We start from the raw sequence: 21989 nt of genomic DNA, 5'->3' as shown, positions 1-21989 counted from the left end.
CGCCGCACACGGGTCAACGATTTACCGCTCGTCCTTTGGGACAGAATCCCGGCCCTACCGGAGTACAGGTCGGTTCTCGACCTGCGGGCGGCGACGCGCGGCGCTTTCCCGGCCTAGCGTGAGGGCCGAACGATTTCGCGTGGCAACGACGGTGAGGTTGGAGACTATGCGCGTCCTCGGCTACAGCGGGCTGAACGGCGGACTGGAATTCAAGCGGGCGGCTTTCCCCGGGCTCGATCCCCGGCTGCACAGGTTCGCCCAGGGCTACGACTCGGCGGCGGCCCTGGTGATCGACGGCGAGGTCGTGGCCGCCGCCGCGGAGGAGCGGTTCACCGGCGAGAAGACCACCGGGTCGTTCCCGGCCAACGCGATCGCGTTCTGCCTGGAGCAGGGCGGGCTGAAACCCGACGACGTCGACGTCCTGGCGCACGGCTTCGCCTACGGGGAGCCGGCCGGCGGCGCCGGGAGCACCCACGCGGCCACCCGGTTCCGCGAGGTGTACTCGACGGAGTCGCAGATCGCCCTGGCCGAGAAGTTCCTTCCCGGCCGGCCCTGGGGCGACCGCTTCCGGCCCGTCCCGCACCACCTCGCCCACGCCGCGAGCACCTTCTACCCCAGCGGGTTCGAGGAGTCGCTGATCGTGGTGAGCGACGGGATGGGCGAGTCCGAGAGCCTCACCGTCGCGGTCGGCCGGGGCGAGGAGATCGAGGTCCTGCGCACCGTCCCGGCCATGCACTCGGTCGGGATCCTCTACAGCCTGGTGACCCACCACCTCGGCTTCGTCCCCTTCATGGACGAGTACAAGGTGATGGGACTCGCGCCCTACGGGGACCCTCAGCGCTACTACGACCGCTTCGCCGACATGGTGCGGCTGCGGGAGGACGGCACGTACACCGTCCCCGTGCTGGCCCGGGACCGCACGGCCTTCGAGCACGAGACCCACGAGGGCGTCCTGCGCGAACTGGCGGCCGTGCTCGGCCCCGCGCGGCTCCCGGGGCAGCCCTCGACCCAGGAGCACGCCGACATCGCCGCGGCCCTCCAGGCGATCACCGAGCAGTCGATGCTGCACGTCCTGCGCGCGGCCCGCGAGCGCACCGGCCTCAGCCGGCTCTGCCTGGCCGGCGGCGTCGCGCTCAACTGCACGCTCAACGGCCTCGTGTCGCGCAGCCGGCTGTTCGACGACGTCTTCGTCCAGCCGGCCTCCAGCGACGACGGCACCGCGATCGGCGCGGCGCTCGCGGCGGACGCCACCGCGTCCGCCGGGGCCGGGCGGATGTCCATGCCGTACTGGGGACCCGGGTTCTCCGACGAGGAGCTGGCGGCGGCGGTCGGCGAGCCGGCGGGCTGCACCGTCGAGGAGTACGCCACCGACGCCGAACTCGCCGAGCGGGTCTCGGAGCTGCTGGCCGACGGCCGGATCACCGCGTGGGTCCAGGGCCGGATGGAGTTCGGCCCCCGCGCGCTCGGCAACCGCAGCATCCTCGCCGACCCGCGGACCGAGGCCATGCGCGACCGCCTCAACGAGGTGGTCAAGGAGCGCGAGAGCTTCCGGCCGTTCGCGCCGGTGGTCCGCGTCCAGGACGCCGGCGAGTACTTCGAGATCGAGCCCGGCACCGAATCCCGGTACGCCCACATGCTGTTCGTGACGCAGACCCGCGCCGAGCGCCGCGACGACCTCGGCGCGGTCACCCACGTCGACGGCAGCGCGCGCGTCCAGGTGCTCCGCCCGGAGAGCAACCCGCGGTTCTTCGAGCTGATCGGCGCCTTCGGCCGCCGCACCGGCACCCCGGTGGTGCTCAACACCTCGTTCAACCTGCGCGGCCAGCCGATCATCGCGACCCCGCAGGAGGCCCTGCGGACGTTCCTGCGCTCGAAGCTGGACGCCCTCGTCCTCGGCCGGACCGTCGTCGTCAAGGGCGCCGAGGAGTCGATCGCCGATGTCGGCTAGCCCCTTCCCGTCCCCGGCCGCCCACGCGACCCTGCCGCCCGACCGGCCGCGCCCGCCGGTGCCGCAGTTCCGGCGCGCGACGGTGGGCGTCGACGGCGCCGCCTTCGCGGAGTGCCTCACGGAGGTCTCGGCCCGCTACGGGATCGAGCCGCGGACGGCGGCCGTCGCCGCGGTCGCCGCCGCGCTGGCCGCCCGCCACCGGCGCGGGCGCACGGTGCTCGCGGTCGGGACGGACCTCGGACCGGCCCGGCTCGTCGACCTCGGGGTCGAGCTGGGCGGGCGGACCGCAGCGGCGGTGGCCCTCGGCCGGCTGGAGGCCGACCTCGAAGCCGGGCTGGACGCCGAACTCGAAGCGGAGCCGGGTCCGGAGTCCGCCGAACGCTCCGGCGTCGCCGTGCTGTTCGGGCGCCCGGCCGAGCAGTGGCGCGGCCTCGGACCCCGGCTCGCCGACCGGGACCTGGTCCTCAGCATCGACCCGGACCGCAAGGAGGCCGGCTGCGAGTTCGACCGCGACCTCTACGACCCCGCCGGCGTGACGGCCTTCTGCGCGGACGTCCGCCAGGTGCTGGCCGCACTCCTGGACTCGCCGGACCTGCCGGTGCTCGACGTCGAGGAGAGCCCCGACCCGGAAGCAGCCGACGCCACGGCCCCGGACGCTCCCGCGCTGAGCTCCACCGAAGCCCTCCTGGCGGGCATCTGGGCCGACGTCCTGGACGTCTCCCCCGCCGAGATCGAGGCCGGCTCCGACTTCTTCGCCCTCGGCGGGCACTCGCTGCTCGCCGCCCGGGTCGCCATGCGGGCGGGCACCGTCTTCGGCGCCGAGGTCACCGTCGAGGACCTCTTCCACCACCCGACGCTGTCCGGCCTCGCCGCCCTGATCGGCCGGGCCGCGCCGACCACGGTGGCGCCGATCCCGGCGGCACCGGCCGGCGGCGCCCACCCGCTCAGCTCCGCGCAGACCGGCATCTGGCTCGCCGAACAGCTCGACCCGGGCGCGGCGCAGTACAACTTCCCGCTGTACTGGCGGCTGCGCGGCACGGTCGACCCGGCGGCGCTGCGGCGGGCCCTGGACGGGCTGGTGCGGCGTCACGAGGCGCTGCGGCTGCGGATCACGGAGTCGGACACCGGCCCGGTCCAGGGCGTCGCCCCCGTCCCGGCGGTCCCCTTCGAGACGTTCGACCTGCCCGGACACGACGACGCGGCCCTCGCCGCGCTGGTCCGGCGCACCGTCGACGCGCCCTTCGACCTGGCCGAGAACGCGCTGCGCGCGCTGCTCGTCCGCCTCGCGGACGACGACTGGGCCCTCGTCCTCGTCGTCCACCACATCGTCTGCGACCAATGGTCCCTCGCCCACCTCGTCGACGAGCTCGGCACGTTGTACGCCGGCCGGGAGGGCGCGCCGGAGGACGGACCGCGCACCGGCTACCTGGACTACGCGTCCTGGCACCGGGACGTGCTGGCCGAGCGGCTGCCCGCGCTGCGGGAGCACTGGCGCGAGGACGTCGTCACTGCCCCCGAGGTGGACCTGACGGCCCTGCACCGCGCCGACGCCGGCCCCGGCCTGCGCGCCGGCTGCCACCGCTTCGAGATACCCGCCGGGCTCCTCGGCGAGGTCGAGGCCCTCGGCCGGCGCAGCGGCGCGACCCCGTTCATGGTGCTCTACGCCGCGTTCCTCGGGCTCCTCCACCGCTACTCCGGCCAGGACGACCTGACCGTCGGCACCTCCGTCGCCGGCCGCGGCCACCCCCAGCTGGAGACGGTGGTCGGCTCGTTCGTCAACCTCGTGCAACTGCGCACCCGGCTCGCCCCCGGCGTCCCGTTCCGCGAGCTCCTGGACCGCGCCCGGACCACCGTCATCGACGCCTACGCGCATCAGGACTACCCGCTGGAGGCGGCCCTGCGGGAGCGGCGGGCCCACGGCGCCCCGGGCACGCCGCCGACCTCCGTCATCTTCGAGCTGCTCAACGTCGACCCGGTGCGGCTGACGCTCCCGGGCGCCGAGGCCGAGGAGGTGCCCGTCCGGGTCGGCTCGGCGAAGTTCGGCCTGATGGTGACGCTGGAGGCCACCGCGTCGGGGACCATCGGCAACGTCGAGTACCGGGCCGACCGCTACGACGCGGCGCGCATCGCCCGGTTCGTCGAGCACTACCTCTCGCTCCTCGCGGCCGTGGTGCGGGACCCGGAGCTGCGGGCCGACCAGTGGCTGCCCGCCGGGGACCCGGCCGTTCCGGGCCCGGCCGCCCAGGCGGTGGCGGTCGCAGCCGACCAGGAACAGGACGGCGGCGCCACTCCGGCCTCCCGCCAGCGCGACGCCCTCGAAACCGTCCTGGCCGGCATCTGGGCCGACGAGCTCGGCGTCGCCACCGTCGGCGCCGACGAGGACTTCTTCGCGCTCGGCGGCTACTCGCTCACCGCCACGCGGATCGTGGCACGGCTGCGCCGCGAGCTGTCCGTCACGGTGCCGCTGCGCGTCCTGCTCGTCGACGGGACGGTCGCCTCGCTCGCGGCCTACGTCGAGGCGCACGAGCCCGACCTCCCCGGCCTGCAGCGGACCGTCCGGGTCATCCGGCTCGCGCGGGCGGACACCCACCGGCAGCGGCAGACCGCCGACCAGGAAGGGATGTGACCACCATGACCCGCTCTCTGTCCCCCACGCAGCACGGCATCTGGCTCGCCGAGCAGGTCAACCCGGGGCAGCCGGTCTACAACGTGCCGGCCGCGCTGCGCCTGCGGGGCGAGCTGTCCCCGGACGGCCTGCGGCACGCGGTCGAGGCGCTCGTCCGGCGCCACCGCGCGCTGCGGACGCGGTTCGTGTCCGCCGCCGGGCTCCCCCGCCGGACCGTCCTCGACCACGCCGACGTCCCGGTCCGGGTGCTGCGGCTGCCCGACGAGGCGGCGGCCCGGCAGGCGATGGACGAGGAGATCGCGCGGCCCTTCGCCGTCGCCACCGACCCCCTGCTGCGGGTGTCCGTCATCCGCTACGCCGAGGACGAGTGCTTCCTGCTGCTGGTGTCCCACCACCTCGTGAGCGACGGCTGGTCTGTGGACGTCCTGCTGGAGGAGCTCGCCGCCCACTACCGGGCCGACGGGGACCCCGTCTCCGTGGATGCACCGTCTGAGCCCGAGCTCCCGCCGCTGGACGCCGCCACCGCCGAGGAGAACCTCGCCTTCTGGGAGCGGACGCTGCGCGACGCCCCCGCGGCGACCGAGCCGCTCGGCTCCGGCCGCCGGCCGTCCGGCCGCACCAACCGCGGCATGACGTCCCGATTCACCCTGCCCGACGAACTCTGCGCCACGATCCGCGAGTTCGGCCGGACCCGCCGGGTGAGCCCCGCCGTGACGCTCCTCGCCGGATTCGCCGCGCTGCTCACCCGCTGCTCCGGGCAGCAGGACCTCGTCATCGGCACGTCGCTGTCCGGCCGCGACGACCCGGCGACGGAGCGGCTGGTGGACTGCCTCGTCAAGGTGGTCCCACTGCGGATCACGGCCGGCGCGGGCACCGACTTCGCCGGGCTCCTCGGCACCACCAGGGACGCGTTCATCGACGCCCTGGAGCACCAGGACGTCGTCCTGGAGGACCTCGCCCGGCGCCTGGGCACCGATCGCGACGGCTCGCCGCTGTTCCGGGTCCTGTTCGGCTACAGCCGCGGGCACGCCGCACCGCGGATGGCGGGGCTGGAGACCGCCCACGTCCCGGTGAACACCGCGACCGCCAAGTTCGACCTCACCTGGAACGTCAACGACGACGGCGAGAGGATCGAGGTCGAGGTCGAGCACCGGCCCGAGCTGATCGACGCGGCGCAGGCCGCGCGCCTGGCCGGGCACTGGTGCCGGCTGCTCGGGGCGCTCCTGGCCGAGCCGGAGGCGCTCGTGGCGCGGGCCGAACTGCTGTCGGCCGAGGAGCGGGCGCGGCTCGTCGGCGCGGCTCCGGCGCCGCGGGTGGGGCCGTCGGCGGCGGAGCGGTTCGCCGGGCGGGTGGCGGCGGCCGGTGACAGCGTCGCGGTGAGCGACGGAACTCTGACTCTGACATATCGTCAACTCAACGACCGTGCCGCCAATTTCGCCGCCCTGCTCGCCGCAGAAGGGGTGACCCGCGGCGACCGCATCGGCCTGTGCCTCACCCGCACCGTCGACATGGCCGCCGCCGTCCTCGCCGTGTGGCGCCTCGGCGCAGCGTACGTCCCCGTCGACCCGGACAACCCGGCGAGCCGCATCGAATACGTCCTCGGCGACGCCCGCGTCCCGCTCGTCCTCACCGACGCCGCCGACCGCGTCCCCGCCGGACCCTGGCGCACCCTCGACACCTCCCAGGCGACGGACGCCGTCCACACCGGCCCCGTCCGCCCCGATCCGACCGAACTCGCCTACGTCATCTACACGTCCGGCTCCACCGGCAGACCGAAGGGCGTCGAAGTCACCCACGGCAACCTCGCCACGCTCCTCGCCGCCGGCGAGGACACCGTAGGCCTGCGCGATACCGACGTCTGGCCGCTGTTCCACTCCTTCGCCTTCGACTTCTCGGTCTGGGAGATCTGGGGCGCCCTCGCCTACGGCGGACGGCTCGTCGTCGTCCCCCGCGAGGTCACACGCGACCCCGCGGCCTTCCGTGACCTCCTGGTCCGCGAACGCGTCACCGTCCTGAATCAGACCCCCTCCGCGTTCCGCCAGTTCGTGGCGGAGGACGAACGCCACCCGGCCGGCGAACTCGGCCTGCGCCTGGTCGTGTTCGGCGGCGAGGCGCTCGACCTCGCCTCCGTGCGCGCCTGGTGGCGCCGCCACGCGTCCGACCTGCCCGTCCTGGTCAACATGTACGGGATCACCGAGACCACCGTCCACGTCACCTGGCAAGTCCTGGACGAGGAACGGATCGAGACCAGCAGCAGCCCCATCGGCCGCGCGCTGCCCGGCTACCGCGCGCTCGTCCTGGACGAGTACGGCGAGCCGGTGCCGGTGGGCGTGCAGGGCGAACTGTACGTCGGCGGCGACGCCGTGGCCCGCGGCTACCTCGGACGACCCGCCCTGACCGCCGAGCGCTTCGTCCCCGACCCCTTCACCGACGCGCCCGGCGCCCGCCTCTACCGCAGCGGCGACCTCGCCCGCTGGACCACCGACGGCGACCTCGAATACCTCGGCCGCAACGACGACCAGGTCAAGATCCGCGGCTTCCGCATCGAACTCGGCGAAGTCGCCGCCGCCGTCGGCCGCCACCCCGCCGTCCGCGGCGTCACCGTCGTCGTCCGCGAGGACAGGCTCGTCGCCTACGCCGCCTGCCCCGACGGAACCGACCCGCACGACCTGCGCGACCTCGCCGCCGCCCACTTCCCCTCCCACATGGTCCCGGCCGCGGTCGTCACCCTGGACGCCCTCCCCCTCACCCGCAACGGCAAGATCGACCACGCCGCCCTCCCCGCACCGGAGTTCTCCGGCGACACCGCCGGCTACGTGGCGCCGCGCACCCCGGCCGAGGAAATCCTCGCCGAGATCTGGGCCGAGATCCTCCAGGTGGACAAGGTCGGCGCGGACGACGGCTTCTTCGACCTCGGCGGCGACTCCATCCGCGCCGTGCAGGTGGCCGCCCTCGCCCGGGGGCGCGGGCTCGGCCTCGCCGTCGCGCAGATCTACGAGCACCGCACCCTCGCCGGCCTCGCCGCCGCCGCCGACACGGCCGGCGACCGCGCGGGCACCAAGCCCTTCGAACTGCTCTCCCCCGCCGACCGGGCCCGGATCGGCGACGGCCCCGCGGCCGGCCTCGACGACGCCTACCCCATGACGGCGCTCCAGGTCGGGATGGTCTACCACATGGCCTCCGACCCCCGCGTCCTCCCGTACGTCAACGCGGCCAGCTACCGCCTGCCGTACCGCTTCGACGAGGACGCCTTCGACCGGGCCGTGCGGTCCGTGGTCGCCCGGCACCCCGTGCTGCGGACCGGCTTCGACCTGGCGACCTTCGCCGAACCGATGCAACTCGTGCACCGCGAGGCCGAACTGCCGGTCGCCGTCGAGGACCTCCGGGCCCTCACCCCGGCGGAGCAGGAGCGGGCCGTCGACGAGCTGATGGAGCGCGAGCGCCGCCGCCCGTTCGACGTGGAGCGCCCGCCCATGCTGCGCCTGGCCGCGCAGGTGCTCACCGACGACAGCTTCCAGTGGACGATGGTGGAGCACCACGCGATCCTCGACGGCTGGAGCCTGTGGTCGACGATCACCGAGATCCTCCTCCAGTACACCCGGCTCCTGGACGGCGCCGGCCTGGCCGAACTCCCGGCCCCGGCCTCGGCCTACCGCGACTTCGTCGCCCTGGAGCAGCGCGCCTCGGCCTCGCCCGAGGCCCGGCGGTTCTGGACGGAGACACTCGCCGGGAGCACCCCGCCGCAGCTCCCGGCACGCGCCGGGGAGGCGCCCGCGCCCGCCGGGCCGTCGCTGCGCAGCGACGGCGCGAGCGGCGTGGTCGACGGCTACGGCTGGCGCGACGCGCACGTCCCGGCGGGCCTGGCCCCGCGGGTCACGGCGCTCGCCAAGCGCCTCGGCGTGCCGGAGAAGACCGTCCTGCTCACCGCGCACCTCCAGGTGATCGCCGCGCAGACGGGCCTCGACGACGTCTGCTGCGGGCTCACGCTCAACGGCCGGCTGGAGGAGAACGGCGGCACCGAGGCCCGCGGACTGTTCCTCAACACCGTCCCGTTCCGGGTCGGCACCGCCGGGGGCAGCCGCGCCGGCCTCGTCCGGCGGGTCTTCGACGCGGAGGCCCGGATCCTGCCGCACCGGCGGATGCCGCTGGCCCGGATCCGGCAGTTCACCGGCGGCCGCGACCTGTTCACGACCAACTTCACGTTCAACAACTTCCACGTCATGCGCGACACCATGGGCGACGGCGAACACGCCGAGCTGCTCAGCGGACTGGGCGAGCTGACCGCCATCCGCCGCGTGGAGCCGGCCGACGTCCCGCTCACCGTCACGTTCTTCCGCAACCCGCTGACCGACGGTCTCCAGCTGTGCATCGACTACGACGCCAACCGGCTGGCCCCGGAGCAGATCGAGGAGATCGCCGAACAGCACGTCAGGGCACTGGAGTTGCTGGTCGACGACCCCGAGGGCGAGCTCACCGGGCCGGCCGCGACGGCTGTGCCGGCGGCCGTGCCGCTGAGCGCGCCGACGGCTCCGGCGGGGGCACTGGAGCGGTTCGCGGCCCAGGTGGCGGCCCGTGGCGACCACATCGCGGTCGCCGACGGAACGGGAGCGGGACTGACATATCGTCAACTCAACGAGCGTGCTTCGACGTTCGCTGCCCTGCTCGCCGGGGCCGGTGTGAACCGCGGCGACCGCATCGGCCTGTGCCTCACCCGCACCGTCGACATGGCCGCCGCCGTCCTCGCCGTGTGGCGCCTCGGCGCGGCGTACGTCCCCGTCGACGCCGACTACCCGGCGGCCCGGCTCGAATTCGTCCTCGGGAACGCGCGGGTCCCGCTCGTCCTGACCGACCCCGACACCGCCGGCCGGATCCCCGCGGGCACCTGGCGCACCCTCGTCACCACCCAGGCGACGGACGCCGTCCATACCGGATCCGTCCGCCCCGGACCGGCCGAACTCGCCTACGTCATCTACACCTCGGGCTCCACCGGCACACCGAAGGGCGTCGAGGTCACCCACGGGAACCTCGCCACGCTGCTCGCCGCGGGCGAGGAGACGGTCGGCCTGTCGGACTCCGACGTCTGGTCGCTGTTCCACTCCTTCGCCTTCGACGTCTCGGTCTGGGAGATGTGGGGTGCCCTCGCCTTCGGCGGACGGCTCGTCGTCGTCCCGCGCGAGGTGACGCGCGATCCCGCGGCCTTCCTCGACCTCCTGGTCCGCGAACGCGTCACGGTGCTCTCCCAGACACCGTCCGCGTTCCGCCAGCTCGTGACCGCGGAGGAGCAGCACCCTCGGGACGAACTGGCTCTGCGCCTGGTCGTGTTCGCGGGCGAGGCGCTCGACCTGGCCTCCGTGCGCGCCTGGTGGCGCCGCCACGCGCCCGACCGCCCGGTCCTGGTCAACATGTACGGGATCACCGAGACCACCGTCCACGTCACCTGGCAAGTCCTGGACGAGGAAAGGATCGAGACCAGCAGCAGCCCCATCGGCCGCGCACTGCCCGGCTACCGGACACTCGTCCTCGACGCCGACGGCAATCCCGCACCGGTGGGCATGCAGGGCGAACTGTACGTCGGCGGCGACGCCGTGGCCCGCGGCTACCTCGGACGACCCGCCCTGACCGCCGAACGCTTCGTCCCCGACCCCTTCACCAACGCGCCCGGCGCCCGCCTGTACCGCAGCGGCGACCTCGCCCGCTGGACCACCGACGGCGACCTCGAATACCTCGGCCGCAACGACGACCAGGTCAAGATCCGCGGCTTCCGCATCGAACTCGGCGAAGTCGCCGCCGCCGTCGGCCGCCACCCCGCCGTCCGCGGCGTCGCCGTGGTCGTCCGCGAGGACACCCCCGGCGACCGCCGGCTCGTCGCCTACACGGCCTGCCCGGACGGGACCGACCCGCGCGAGCTGCGCGACTTCGCCACCGTGCACCTGCCCGCGTACATGGCCCCCTCGGCGTTCGTCGTCCTGGAGACGCTGCCGCTGACCCCCAACGGGAAGATCGACCGCGCCGCCCTGCCGGCACCGGAGTTCTCCGGCGACGCCGCCGGCTACGTGGCGCCGCGCACCCCCGTCGAGGAGGGCCTGGCCCGGGTGTGGGCGGAGATCCTCAAGGTCGACCGGGTCGGCATGGAGGACGACTTCTTCGACCTCGGCGGGGACTCCATCCGCGCCGTGCAGATCGCCTTCCGGGTGCAGCGCGGGCTCGGCATCGCGCTCAGGCCGGTCGACGTCCAGCTCCACCCGACGGTCGCGGAACTCGCCCGCCACCTGTCGGCCTGACCGTCCCACCGCGAGCACACCCATCCCTAATCCCTCTGAAGGCCGTGGAGGCTGGCATGTCGAACGACGAACTGGACCTGGACTACAAGGTCGTGGTGAACGACGAGGAGCAGTACTCGATCTGGCCGCAGGACCGGGAGAACCCGGCCGGCTGGCGGGACGCCGGCGCGCGCGGCAAGAAGCCCGAGTGCCTGGAGTGGATCGAGCGGAACTGGACCGACATGCGGCCCAAGAGCCTGCGCAGCGCCTAGGAACGGTCGGTCGGGACGGAGTGAGGAGGTACATCGAGATGTCTCGTGGTCTGGACGCCCCGGAGGACGGGTCGACCCCCGTCCCGGCTCCCGCCGGGCCGGACACACCCGCCGCGGCGGGCACCGGCAGGCTGCCGCTGTCCCTGGCGCAGCAGCGGCTGTGGTTCCTCTCCAGGCTCGGGGAGTTCCGAGCCGGATACAACATGCCCCGGGTGGTCCGGATCACCGGGCGGCTGGACCGGACGGCGCTGACGGCGGCGCTCGGCGACGTCGTGCGCCGGCACGCGGCGCTGCGGACGGTCTTCCCGGAGGTCGCCGGAGAGCCGTGGCAGCAGGTCGTGGCCGCCGGTGACGTCGCCGCGCGGTTCGCGGTGGAGTTCGCCGAGTGCGGCTCCGGCGAGGTGGCCGAGCGGATCGGCCGGGCCTGCCGGCACGACTTCGACCTGACCTCCGAACTCCCGGTGCGGGCCTGGCTGTTCGCGACCGGCCCCGAGGAGCACGTGCTGGCGCTGGTGATCCACCACATCGCCGCGGACGGGTGGTCCGTCGGCCTGGTGGACCGCGACCTCGGGACGGCCTACGCCGCGCGCCGCGCCGGCGCCGCGCCCGAGTGGCCGGCCCTGCCGACGGAGTACGCGGACCACGCGGTGCGCCAGCGGCGGTCGTTGGGCGCGGAGGACGATCCCGACAGCCTCGTCTCGCGGCAACTCGACTACTGGCGGGAGGAGTTGCGTGGAGCGCCGCCGGAGCTGCGGCTCCCCCGCGACCGCCCGTGGCCGCAGTCGGCCGGGTCCGCCCGGGCCGGGTCCTCCCCGACCGACTCCTCCCGGGCCGACTCCTCAACGACAAGTCCCTCCCGCGCCGGGACGGTGCACTTCGAGTTCGACGCCGACACCCATCGCGGGCTGGCCCGGCTGGCCCGCGAGCACCGGGTCACGCTGTTCACGGTGCTCCAGGCGGGTTTCGCGGCGCTGCTGAGCCGGCTGGGGGCGGGCACCGACCTCCCCATCGGCTCGCCGGTGGACGGCCGGACCGACGAGGACCTGCAGGAGGTCGTCGGGTTCTTCGTCAACACCCTGGTGTTCCGGCTCGACTGCTCCGGCGACCCGACGTTCGCGGAGCTCCTGAAGCGGGTGCGCCGGACGGCCCTGACCGCGATCGCCCACCAGGACGTCCCCTTCGACCGCGTGGTCGAGGCCGTCAACCCCGCCCGCACTGCGGGCGGGAACCCGCTGTTCCAGGTGAGCTTCGCACTGGAGGCCGGCGGGGACGGCGGCCTGGTCCTCCCTGGCCTGGAGGTCACCGACGAGCCCTTCGAGGCGGGCTCCGCCAAGTTCGACCTGAGCCTGGGCGTGACCGAGCACCGCGACGGGGACGGCGGACCGGCCGGTCTGAGCGGGGTGCTGGAGTACGCCGAGGACCTGTTCGACCGGACCACGGCGCAGGCCGTGGCCCGCCGCTGGCAGCTGCTGCTGGCCGGGGTGCTGGCCGGGCCGGGGCGCCCGATCGGCGAACTGCCGGTGCTGGACGGGGCCGAGCGGCGGTGGGTGCTCGAACGGGCCGGCACGGACGCCTCGTTGCCCGGGGTGCGGCCGTCGGCGGCGGAGCGGTTCGCCGAGCAGGTGGCCGCGGCCGGTGACAGCGTCGCGGTGAGCGACGGCACCCTTGAGTTGACATATCGCCAACTCGACGAGCGTGCCTCGAACTTCGCCACCCTGCTCGCCGGGGCCGGTGTGAACCGCGGCGACCGCATCGGCCTGTGCCTCACCCGCACCGTCGACATGCCCGCCGCCGTCCTCGCCGTGTGGCGCCTCGGCGCCGCCTACGTCCCCGTCGACCCGGACAACCCGGCTCGCCGCATCGCGTACGTCCTCGGCGACGCCCGCGTCCCGCTCGTCCTCACCGACGCCGCCGACCGCGTCCCCGCCGGACCCTGGCACACCCTCGACACCTCCCAGGCGACGGACGCCGTCCACACCGGCCCCGTCCGCCCCGATCCGACCGAACTCGCCTACGTCATCTACACGTCCGGCTCCACCGGCAGACCGAAGGGCGTCGAAGTCACCCACGGCAACCTCGCCGGGCTCCTGGCCTCGACCGAGGACCTGGCGAAGCCGTCGGAGCGCGACGTCTGGTCGCTGTTCCACTCCTTCGCCTTCGACTTCTCGGTCTGGGAGATCTGGGGCGCCCTCGCCTACGGCGGACGGCTCGTCGTCGTCCCCCGCGAGGTCACACGCGACCCCGCGGCCTTCCTCGACCTCCTGGTCCGCGAACGCGTCACCGTGCTCTCCCAGACGCCGTCCGCGTTCCGCCAGCTCGTGACCGCGGAGGAGCGCCGCCCGGCCGGCGAACTGAGCCTGCGCCTGGTCGTGTTCGGCGGCGAGGCGCTCGACCTGGCCCCCGTGCGCGGCTGGTGGCGCCGCCACGCGCCCGACCGCCCGGTCCTGGTCAACATGTACGGGATCACCGAGACCACCGTCCACGTCACCTGGCGGGTCCTCACCCCGGAAGGGACCGAGACCGCCCGCAGCCCGATCGGCCGCGCACTGCCCGGCTGGCGGACGCTCGTCCTGGACGGCCGCGGCGAGCCCGTCCCGGTCGGTGTGCCCGGCGAGCTGTACGTCGGCGGCGCCGGGGTCGCCCGGGGCTACCTCGGCCGCCCCGGCCTCACCGCCGAGCGCTTCGTCCCCGACCCCTTCGGCGACGCGCCCGGCGCCCGCCTGTACCGCAGCGGCGACCTCGCCCGGTGGACGGCCGACGGGGAACTCGAATACCTCGGCCGCGCGGACGACCAGGTCAAGATCCGCGGCTTCCGCATCGAACTCGGCGAGATCGAGGCCGCTCTCGGCCGCCACCCGGCCGTCCGGGGTGTCACCGTCGTCGTCCGCGAGGACACCCCCGGCGACCCCCGGCTCGTCGCTTACGCCGCCTGCGCCGACAAATCCGAAGGAACCGGCACAGCCGACCCGCGCGAGCTGCGCGACTTCGCCGCCCTCCACCTGCCCGCCTACATGGTCCCCGCAGCGATCGTCCCCCTGGACGCCCTCCCCCTCACCCGCAACGGCAAGATCGACCGCGCCGCCCTCCCCGCACCCGAGTTCGCCTCCGGATCCACCGGCCGCGAGCCCGCGAACGCGACCGAGGCGGCCCTGTGCCGGCTGTTCGCCGACGTCCTCGGCCTGGAACGGGTCGGCGTCGAGGACGCCTTCTTCGACCTCGGCGGACACTCGCTGCTGGTCATCCGGCTGGTGGACCGGATCCGCGGCGCCCTCGGCGTCGAACTGTCCATCCGGGCCGTGTTCGAGACCCCGACCCCGGCCGGCCTGGCCGCGGCCGTCGCCCTCGGACAGCGGGCCCGGCCCGCCGTGCGCCCCGCGGCGCGCCCGGAGCGCCTGCCGCTGTCCTTCGCCCAGCGCCGCCTCTGGTTCCTCAACGAGCTCGACGGCGGAGCGGCCTACAACATCCCGTACGCGGCCCGCCTGTCCGGCGCCCTGGACGTCGACGCGCTGACCGCCGCGCTCGCCGACGTCGTGGAGCGGCACGAGGCGCTGCGCACTGTCCTGCCCACCGAGGACGGCCGGCCCTGGCAGCTGATCCTCTCCGGCGCCGAGGCCCGGACGGACCTCACCGTCACCGACACCACCCCGGACGCGCTGGACGCCGACCTCGCCGCGGAGAGCGAACGCGTCTTCCGGCTGACCACGGAACCCGCCCTGCGCGCCCGCCTCTTCCGCCTCGGCCCGGACGAGCACGTCCTCCTGCTGGTCGTCCACCACGTGGCCTGCGACGGCTGGTCGCTGGAGCCGCTGCTCGACGACCTCGCCGAGGCGTACGGCGCGCGCCGCACCGGCACCGCGCCGGCCTGGCCGCCGCTGCCCGTCCAGTACGCCGACTTCACGCTGTGGCAGCGCGAGCTGCTCGGCACCGAGGACGACCCGGAGAGCCGGCTCTCGCAGCAGACCGAGTACTGGCGCCGGACGCTCGCCGGCCTCCCGGACCAGCTGGCGCTGCCCTTCGACCGGCCGCGGTCGGGCACGGTCGGCCTGCGCGGCGGGGAGGTCGCGGTCGAGGTCGGCCCGGCGCTGCACGCCGCGCTGGCCGCCGCCGCGCGGGCCCACGACTGCACCGTGTTCATGGCGCTCCAGGCCGCCGTCGCCGTCGTGCTGTCCCGCTCCGGCGCGGGGCCGGACATCCCGCTCGGCACGGCCACCTCCGGGCGCGCCGACGCCGCGCTGGACGGCCTCGTGGGCTTCTTCGCCGGCACCCTCGTGCTGCGCACCGACCTCTCGGGCGACCCGACGTTCGCCGAACTCCTCGGCCGGGTCCGGGAGGCCGACCTCGGCGCCTTCGCCCACCAGGACGTCCCGTTCGAGACGCTCGTCGAGGCGCTCAACCCGGCCCGCGTGCCCGGCGCCAACCCGCTGTTCCAGGTGAGCGTCTCCATGCTGAACAGCATCACCGCGGAACTCGCCCTCCCCGGACTGGAGGTGGCGTCCCACGACCTGAGCATGGGGATCTCCGCCTTCGACCTGTCCTTCGTGTTCGGCGAACGCCCGGGCGCCGCGGCCGGGCAGGCCGGCGGGCTGGTCGCCGCGATCGGGTACGACGCCGACCTGTTCGACCACGCCACCGTCGAGGCCGTCGCCGACCGGCTGGTGCGGGTGCTGGAGGCGCTGGCCGCCGACCCGGACGGCCGGGTCGGCGAGGTGGACCTGCTCTCCGCGCAGGAGCGGCGGCAGGTCCTGCGGGAGTGGAACGACACCGCCGCCGAGGTGCCGGAGCTCCCGGTGCCCGCGCTGTTCGCCGCCCAGGCCGCGCGCACCCCCGCCGCCCCGGCGGTGCGCCACCTCGACACCGAGCTGACCTACGCCGAACTCGATGCCCGCGCCAACCGGCTGGCGCACGAGCTGATCTCCCGCGGCATCGGGCCGGGGCGGCTCGTCGCCCTCGCCCTGCCCCGCTCGGAGCAGATCGTCGTGGCCCTGCTCGCCGTCCTGAAGGCCGGCGCGGCCTACCTCCCCGTCGACCCGTCCTACCCCGCCGACCGCGTCGCCTTCATGCTGCGGGACGCGGCCCCCGCCTGCGTGCTCAGCACCACCGAGGTGGCCGCCGGGCTGCCCGGCGGCTCCGGCCTCCCGGTCCTCGCCCTGGACGACGCGCACGTGCGGCGCTCGGTCGCGGAGCGGCCGGCCACCGCGCCCACCGACGCGGACCGCACCGCACCGCTGCTCCCCGCCCACCCGGCGTACGTCATCTACACCTCGGGGTCGACGGGCCGCCCCAAGGGCGTGGTGGTCTCCCACCGCGGCCTCCCCAGCATGGTCCGCTCCCAGGCGGCGACGCTCGGCGTCGGCGGCGACAGCCGGGTCCTGCAGTTCGCCTCGATGAGCTTCGACGCCTCCGTGTGGGACACCTGGATGGCGCTGCTCACCGGCGGGTGCCTGGTCGTCGTGCCGGAGTCCCACCGGATCCCCGGCCCGGCCCTGGCGGACTTCCTGCGCGTCCACGGCATCACCCACGCCACCCTGCCGCCCGCCGTGGTGCTCGCCACCGAGTTCGACGAGGACGTCGCCGGGGTCACCCTGGTCACCGCCGGCGAGGCCTGCACGCCCGCCGTCCTCGACGCGGCCCGCCACTTCGCGAAGGTGGTCAACGCCTACGGCCCCACCGAGTCCACGGTGTGCGCGACGATGCGCACCGTCGACGGGGTGCCGCAGGCCGTCCCGATCGGCCGTCCGGTCGCGAACACCCGGGTGTTCGTTCTGGACGCGCGGCAGCGCCCCGTCCCGCCCGGCGTGCCCGGGGAGCTGTACCTCGCGGGCGCCGGGCTGGCCACCGGCTACCTGGACCGGCCCGCCCTGACGGCCGAGCGCTTCCTGCCCAGCCCCTTCGGCGGCGCCGGGGAGCGGATGTACCGCACCGGCGACCTGGTGCGCTGGACGGCGGAGGGCGAGCTGGTCTTCCTCGGCCGCACCGACGAGCAGATCAAGATCAGGGGCTTCCGCGTCGAGCCCGGCGAGGTGGAGGCGGTGCTCGCCGGCCACCCGGAGGTCGCCCACGCCGCGGTGATCGCCCGCGAGGACCGCCCGGGGGACGTCCGGCTCGTCGCCTACACGGTCCTGGCGGACCGTCGATCCTTGGCGGACCCCGCCACGGCACTGCGGAGGTACGCGGCCGAGCACCTGCCGGAGTACCTCGTCCCCGGCGACGTGGTGGTCCTCGACCACCTGCCGCTGACGCCGAGCGGGAAGGTCGACCGCAAGGCCCTCCCCGCACCCTCGGCGAACGGCCAGAGCGCGACCGGCCATCGCGCGAACGGCCCGAGCGAGAACGGCCCGGCCGTGAGCGGCGCGACCGCCACGGACGACCCGCGCGTGGCGGTCCTGGTCCGGCTCTTCGCGCAGGAGCTCGGCGTGGACCGGGTCGGCCCGGAGGACTCGTTCTTCGAGCTCGGCGGCCACTCGCTGCTGGCGACCCGGCTGATCGGCCGGATCCGCGCCCTGCTCGGGGCCGAGATCGGCATCGCGACGCTGTTCGAGGCGCCCACCGCCGCGGAGCTCGCGACCAGGCTCGACCGGGCCCCGGCCGACCCGTACGCCAACGTCATCGAGCTCCGGCGCGGCCGGCCCGGCGCCCGTCCGGTCTTCTGCATCCACCCCATCGGAGGCCTCGGCTGGTGCTACGGCTCCGTGCTGCCGCACCTGGAGCGGGACCAGCCGGTCCACGGGATCCAGGTGACGGAGAGCCACGGCCGCTTCAAGGCGGTGGAGTCACTCGACGCGCTGGCCCGGCGCTACGCGGACCTGATCACCGCAACGCACCCGGAGGGCCCGTACGTCCTCATGGGCTGGTCGCTCGGCGGAGTCCTGTCCTACGAGGTGGCCCGCCTGCTGGAGGCCGCCGGCCGGACCGTCGACCTGGTCGTCCTCTTCGACGCCTGGCCGTACGAACGGCCGGTGACCCCGGAGGAGTTGGAGGGGGACTTCGCCGCCTGGGTGACCGGCGAGGTCATCGCCGGCCCGTCCGCCGACGGCACCCTCGACGCCCGGCAGAGCCGTGCCCTGGTCCGCGCGGCCAAGGGGGTCGCCGCCCTCCTCGGGCCGCCGCACCCGGACGGCTACCACGGGCGCGTGCTGAGCATCGCCGCCGCCAAGACCGTCGCCGAGCGCGGCTCCGCCGAACAGGCCTGGCAGCCGTACCTCACCGACGCCGAGCACCACGTGGTGGACGCCGACCACGACGCGATGATGACGCCCGCCGTCCTGGAGCAGTCGGGCCCGCTGGTCACGGCCGCCCTGACGTCTCTGCCCGCACGGCGCACGGAGGCCGACGGTGACTGAGCGCCACGACGCCACCGACACCCGCCGCCTCGACCCCGACCTCGACCCCGACCTGGACATCCCGGACCCCCGCGATCCGCGCCCGCTCGGCGACGACCGCTGCGTCTTCATCCGCCCGGTGCTCCAACCCGGCGGGAAGGTCGTCGCCGGGAACTTCTCCTACTACGACGCCTCCGAGGACACCGCCGGGTTCGAGGAGGCCCGGGTCCGCTACGCGTTCGGCGCGGAGCGGCTGTTCATCGGCCGCTACTGCTCCATCGCCGCGGGCGTCACCTTCGTGATGGCCGGCGCCAACCACGTCTTCGACGGGCCCACGGGCTACCCGTTCCTCACCTTCGAGGGCGACTGGCGCGACGGCCTGATCGACGAGCTGATCGCCCGGGGACCGGACCGCAAGGGCGACACCCGGATCGGCAACGACGTCTGGATCGGCCGCGGCGCCACCGTCATGCCCGGGGTGACCGTCGGCGACGGCGCCATCATCGGCGCCGGCGCCCTGGTCGCCTCCGACGTGGCGCCCTACCGGATCGTGGGAGGCAACCCGGCCCGGGTGATCCGCGCCCGCTACGGCCCCGAGGACGTCGAGCGGCTGCTCGCGGCCCGCTGGTGGGACTGGCCGGTGGCGGCCGTCTCCCGGCACCTCCCGGAGCTGGTCCTCGGCCGGCCCGAACGGATCCTGTCCATCGCCCGGGCCGAGCACCTGCTCGGCCCGGCGCCGGCCACCCCCCAGGGGAGCGCATCATGACGACAGCAGCAGGCGGCCGCGGCGCCCCGCCGACCGTCGAACCCGCGGCGGTCGACCCCACGGCGGTCGACCTCGCCGACCCGGCCCTGTACGGCACCGGCGACCCCGAGGCGGTGTGGGCCGGGCTCCGCCGCGACCACCCGGTCCACTGGAACGAGGGCCCGGACGGCGGCGGCTTCTGGGCCGTCACCCGGCACGCCGACGTCCAGCGCGTGCTCAAGGACACCGCGGCCTTCACCTCCGCCCAGGGCATGCGGATCGGCCACAACCCGACCGCCACCGCCGAGGCCGCCGGGAAGATGCTGATCGTCACCGACGCCCCCCGGCACGCGAAGATCCGGCGGGTCATCAGCTCCGCGTTCACCCCGCGCATGGTCGCCCGCCTGGAGCAGAACATGCGGACGATCGTGCGCGAGGAGCTGGCGGCCGTCCTGACCGGCGAGCCCTGCGAGTTCACGGACTTCGCCGCGGTCCTGCCGGTCGCGGTGATCTGCGACCTGCTGGGCGTGCCGAAGAGCGACTGGCGGTTCATGCTCGACTCCACCCGGGCCGCGTTCGGCGCTTCCGGCGTCGACCCGATCGCCCGGCTCGAAGCGCACGCCGGCATGCTCGCCTACTACGCCGACCTCGTCGACTTCCGCCGCGAGGAGCCGGGCGAGGACGTCGTCAGCGCCATGGCGAACGGCCTGGTCGACGGCGTCCCGCTCACCGACGAGGAGATCTTCCTCAACTGCGACGGCCTCATCTCGGGCGGGAACGAGACCACCCGGCACGCCACCGTCGGCGGCCTCCTCGCCTTCGCCGCCCACCCCGACCAGTGGCGGCTCGCGGCCGCCTCCCCCGACGGGATGGACACCGTCGTCGACGAGGTCCTGCGCTTCACCAGCCCCGCGATGCACGTGCTGCGCACAGCCTCCCGGGACGTCGAGGTCGCCGGGGTGACGATCCGGGCCGGCGATCCGGTGACGGTCTGGATGCCGTCCGCGAACCGGGACGAGACGGTCTTCGAGGCCCCCGAGGCCTTCGACGTCCGGCGCACACCCAACCCGCACGTCGCCTTCGGCAGCGGTCCGCACTTCTGCCTCGGCGGGGCACTGGCCCGCACCGAACTCCGTGTCCTGTTCGGCGAGTTGCTCACCCAGGCCGCGGGCGCCGAACCCGCGGGACCGGCCCGGCGGCTCCACTCCAACCTCATCCGGGGCTTCGAGTCCGCGCCCGTCCTGCTGCACCCCAGCGACAGCCGGGAGAGGCGGTGAAACCACTCGCGGACCCCCGGTTCCGCCGCCTGCTCATCGGCCAGGCGCTCTCGGGCTTCGGCAGCAGCGCCCTCTACCTGACCCTGGGCATCTGGGCCAAGGACCTCACCGGCAGCAACGCCGCCGCCGGCGGGGTCGAGGCCGCCCTCGGCGCGCCCATGGTGCTGTCGCCGCTCTTCGGCCACCTCGCCGACCGGGTGCGGCGGCGCCCGCTGCTCATGGTCACCAACGCCCTCATGGGGCTGGCCGTGCTGTCCCTGCTCGCGGTGCGCGGCGGCGACCAGCTCTGGATCATCTACCTGGTGGCGGTCTGCTACGGCGTGGCCTTCGGCGTCCTCGGCGCCGCGTCGGCCGGGATCCGCCGGGACCTCCTCCCCGACGACCAGCTGACCGGCGCCAACGCGATCCTCCAGACGACCACGCAGGGGCTGCGCATCCTCGCCCCGCTCGCCGGCGTGGCCGTCTACGCGGTCGCCGGCGGCGGCACGCTCGCCGTGCTCAACTCCCTGACCTTCCTGGCCGCGATCCTGGCGCTCGCCGGCCTGCGGGTCGAGGAGTCCGTCGGTCCCGAGGCCTCCGGCGAACCGTTCCCGCGCAGCGCCCTCGCGGGCCTGCGGCACATCAACGCCACTCCGGTCCTGGCGCAGATCGGCTACGCCGCCGCCTGCGCGTTCTGCGTCATCGGCCTGAGCCAGACCGTCATGTTCGCGGTCGTGGACGAGGGGCTGGGCCGGCCGCCCTCGGCGCTGGGCACGCTCAACGCCGTCCAGGGCGTCGGCGCCGTGGCCGGCGGCCTCACGGTCTCCGCGCTGATCCGACGGGCCGGCATGGCGCGCACGGCGGGCCTCGGGATCGGCGCCTTCACCGTGGCGGCGCTCGCCTACTGCGTGCCGCACATGGCGTTCGTCGTCGCGGGCGAGGTCGCCGACGGCATCGCCATCACCTGGCTCATGGTGGTGCTGTCGTCGGCGGCCCAACTCCACACGCCGCCACGGCTCCAGGGCCGCGTCAACGCCATGTGCACGATGCTGGTGCTGGTACCGCAGTCGCTCTCGCTCGCCGCCGGCACGGTCCTCATCGACCGGTTCGACTACCGGTCGCTGCTGGTCGTGATGGCGGCGGTCACCGCCTGCTGCGCGGCGGTCCTGGTGCTTCGGCCGACCGCCGCACTCACCGAGCGGACGTTCGTGACCTCGGCGCCGGACGGGCCGGAGAACCGGGAGGCCACCGACTCCGCGCCGTCGGCGCAGCACTGAGGCCGTCGGCGGGGGCGGAGCCGGTCGGCTCCGCCCCGCCAGGACGGCACCTCGGGACCTTTGACAATCCGCCTATCGTCATACAGTCTTCTCGACATGTCTGCCCGTCACCCGATCGAGTGCGCCGCCATCGAGCTGGCGCTGATCGGCGTGGCCGCGCACTGCGTCGCCGACAACCTCTGTCGCTGAACCCGCCTGCCCCGACGCGTTGCGGTGACCGCCGCGCCGGGGCGTCGCCCCTTCCCGCGGGCGCGGTGCCGCTCACCCTTCCCCAGGCCTCACTCCT

Annotated in this window: 9 protein-coding genes; all 9 read left to right on the top strand. The window is 74.6% G+C overall.

Annotated features, from left to right (window positions below; all coding sequences use genetic code 11):
• The first annotated feature begins 166 nt into the window (after positions 1-166).
• Positions 167-1948, top strand: a complete 1782-nt coding sequence (locus ACFXDE_RS05000) for a carbamoyltransferase (RefSeq protein ID WP_380490994.1) — start codon at positions 167-169, stop codon at positions 1946-1948.
• The gene (locus ACFXDE_RS04995) at positions 1938-4574 is read left to right on the top strand and encodes a condensation domain-containing protein (protein ID WP_380490992.1); all 2637 of its coding nucleotides are present in this window, start codon (positions 1938-1940) and stop codon (positions 4572-4574) included. The genes ACFXDE_RS05000 and ACFXDE_RS04995 overlap by 11 nt, the downstream gene beginning before the upstream one ends.
• A 5-nt stretch (positions 4575-4579) precedes the next feature.
• The gene (locus ACFXDE_RS04990) at positions 4580-10855 is read left to right on the top strand and encodes an amino acid adenylation domain-containing protein (RefSeq protein WP_380490990.1); all 6276 of its coding nucleotides are present in this window, start codon (positions 4580-4582) and stop codon (positions 10853-10855) included.
• Positions 10856-10911: 56 nt separating this feature from the next.
• Positions 10912-11106, top strand: coding sequence for an MbtH family protein (locus ACFXDE_RS04985; protein ID WP_380490988.1), 195 nt, complete (start codon positions 10912-10914; stop codon positions 11104-11106).
• Between the two features lie 38 nt (positions 11107-11144).
• The gene (locus ACFXDE_RS04980; RefSeq protein WP_380490986.1) at positions 11145-18446 is read left to right on the top strand and encodes an amino acid adenylation domain-containing protein; all 7302 of its coding nucleotides are present in this window, start codon (positions 11145-11147) and stop codon (positions 18444-18446) included.
• Entirely contained in the window at positions 18439-19191 is a 753-nt protein-coding gene (locus tag ACFXDE_RS04975) for a CatB-related O-acetyltransferase (RefSeq protein ID WP_380490984.1), read from the top strand. The genes ACFXDE_RS04980 and ACFXDE_RS04975 overlap by 8 nt, the downstream gene beginning before the upstream one ends.
• A complete protein-coding gene (locus ACFXDE_RS04970; protein WP_380490982.1) occupies positions 19188-20447 on the top strand; it encodes a cytochrome P450 in 1260 nt (419 codons plus the stop codon). The genes ACFXDE_RS04975 and ACFXDE_RS04970 overlap by 4 nt, the downstream gene beginning before the upstream one ends.
• On the top strand, positions 20444-21703 hold the full coding sequence (locus ACFXDE_RS04965) for an MFS transporter (protein ID WP_380490980.1): 1260 nt from the start codon (positions 20444-20446) through the stop codon (positions 21701-21703). Before ACFXDE_RS04970 ends, ACFXDE_RS04965 begins: the two co-directional genes overlap by 4 nt.
• 96 nt (positions 21704-21799) lie before the next feature.
• Complete coding sequence (locus tag ACFXDE_RS04960; protein WP_380435284.1) at positions 21800-21892, top strand: Ms4533A family Cys-rich leader peptide; 93 nt, start codon at positions 21800-21802, stop codon at positions 21890-21892.
• The last annotated feature ends 97 nt before the right edge of the window (positions 21893-21989 follow it).

The organism is Kitasatospora sp. NPDC059408 (assembly GCF_042751525.1).
GTDB lineage: Bacteria > Actinomycetota > Actinomycetes > Streptomycetales > Streptomycetaceae > Kitasatospora.
The sequence above is the reverse complement of the archived record's forward strand: the minus strand, read 5'-3'. Positions and strand labels throughout refer to the sequence as shown.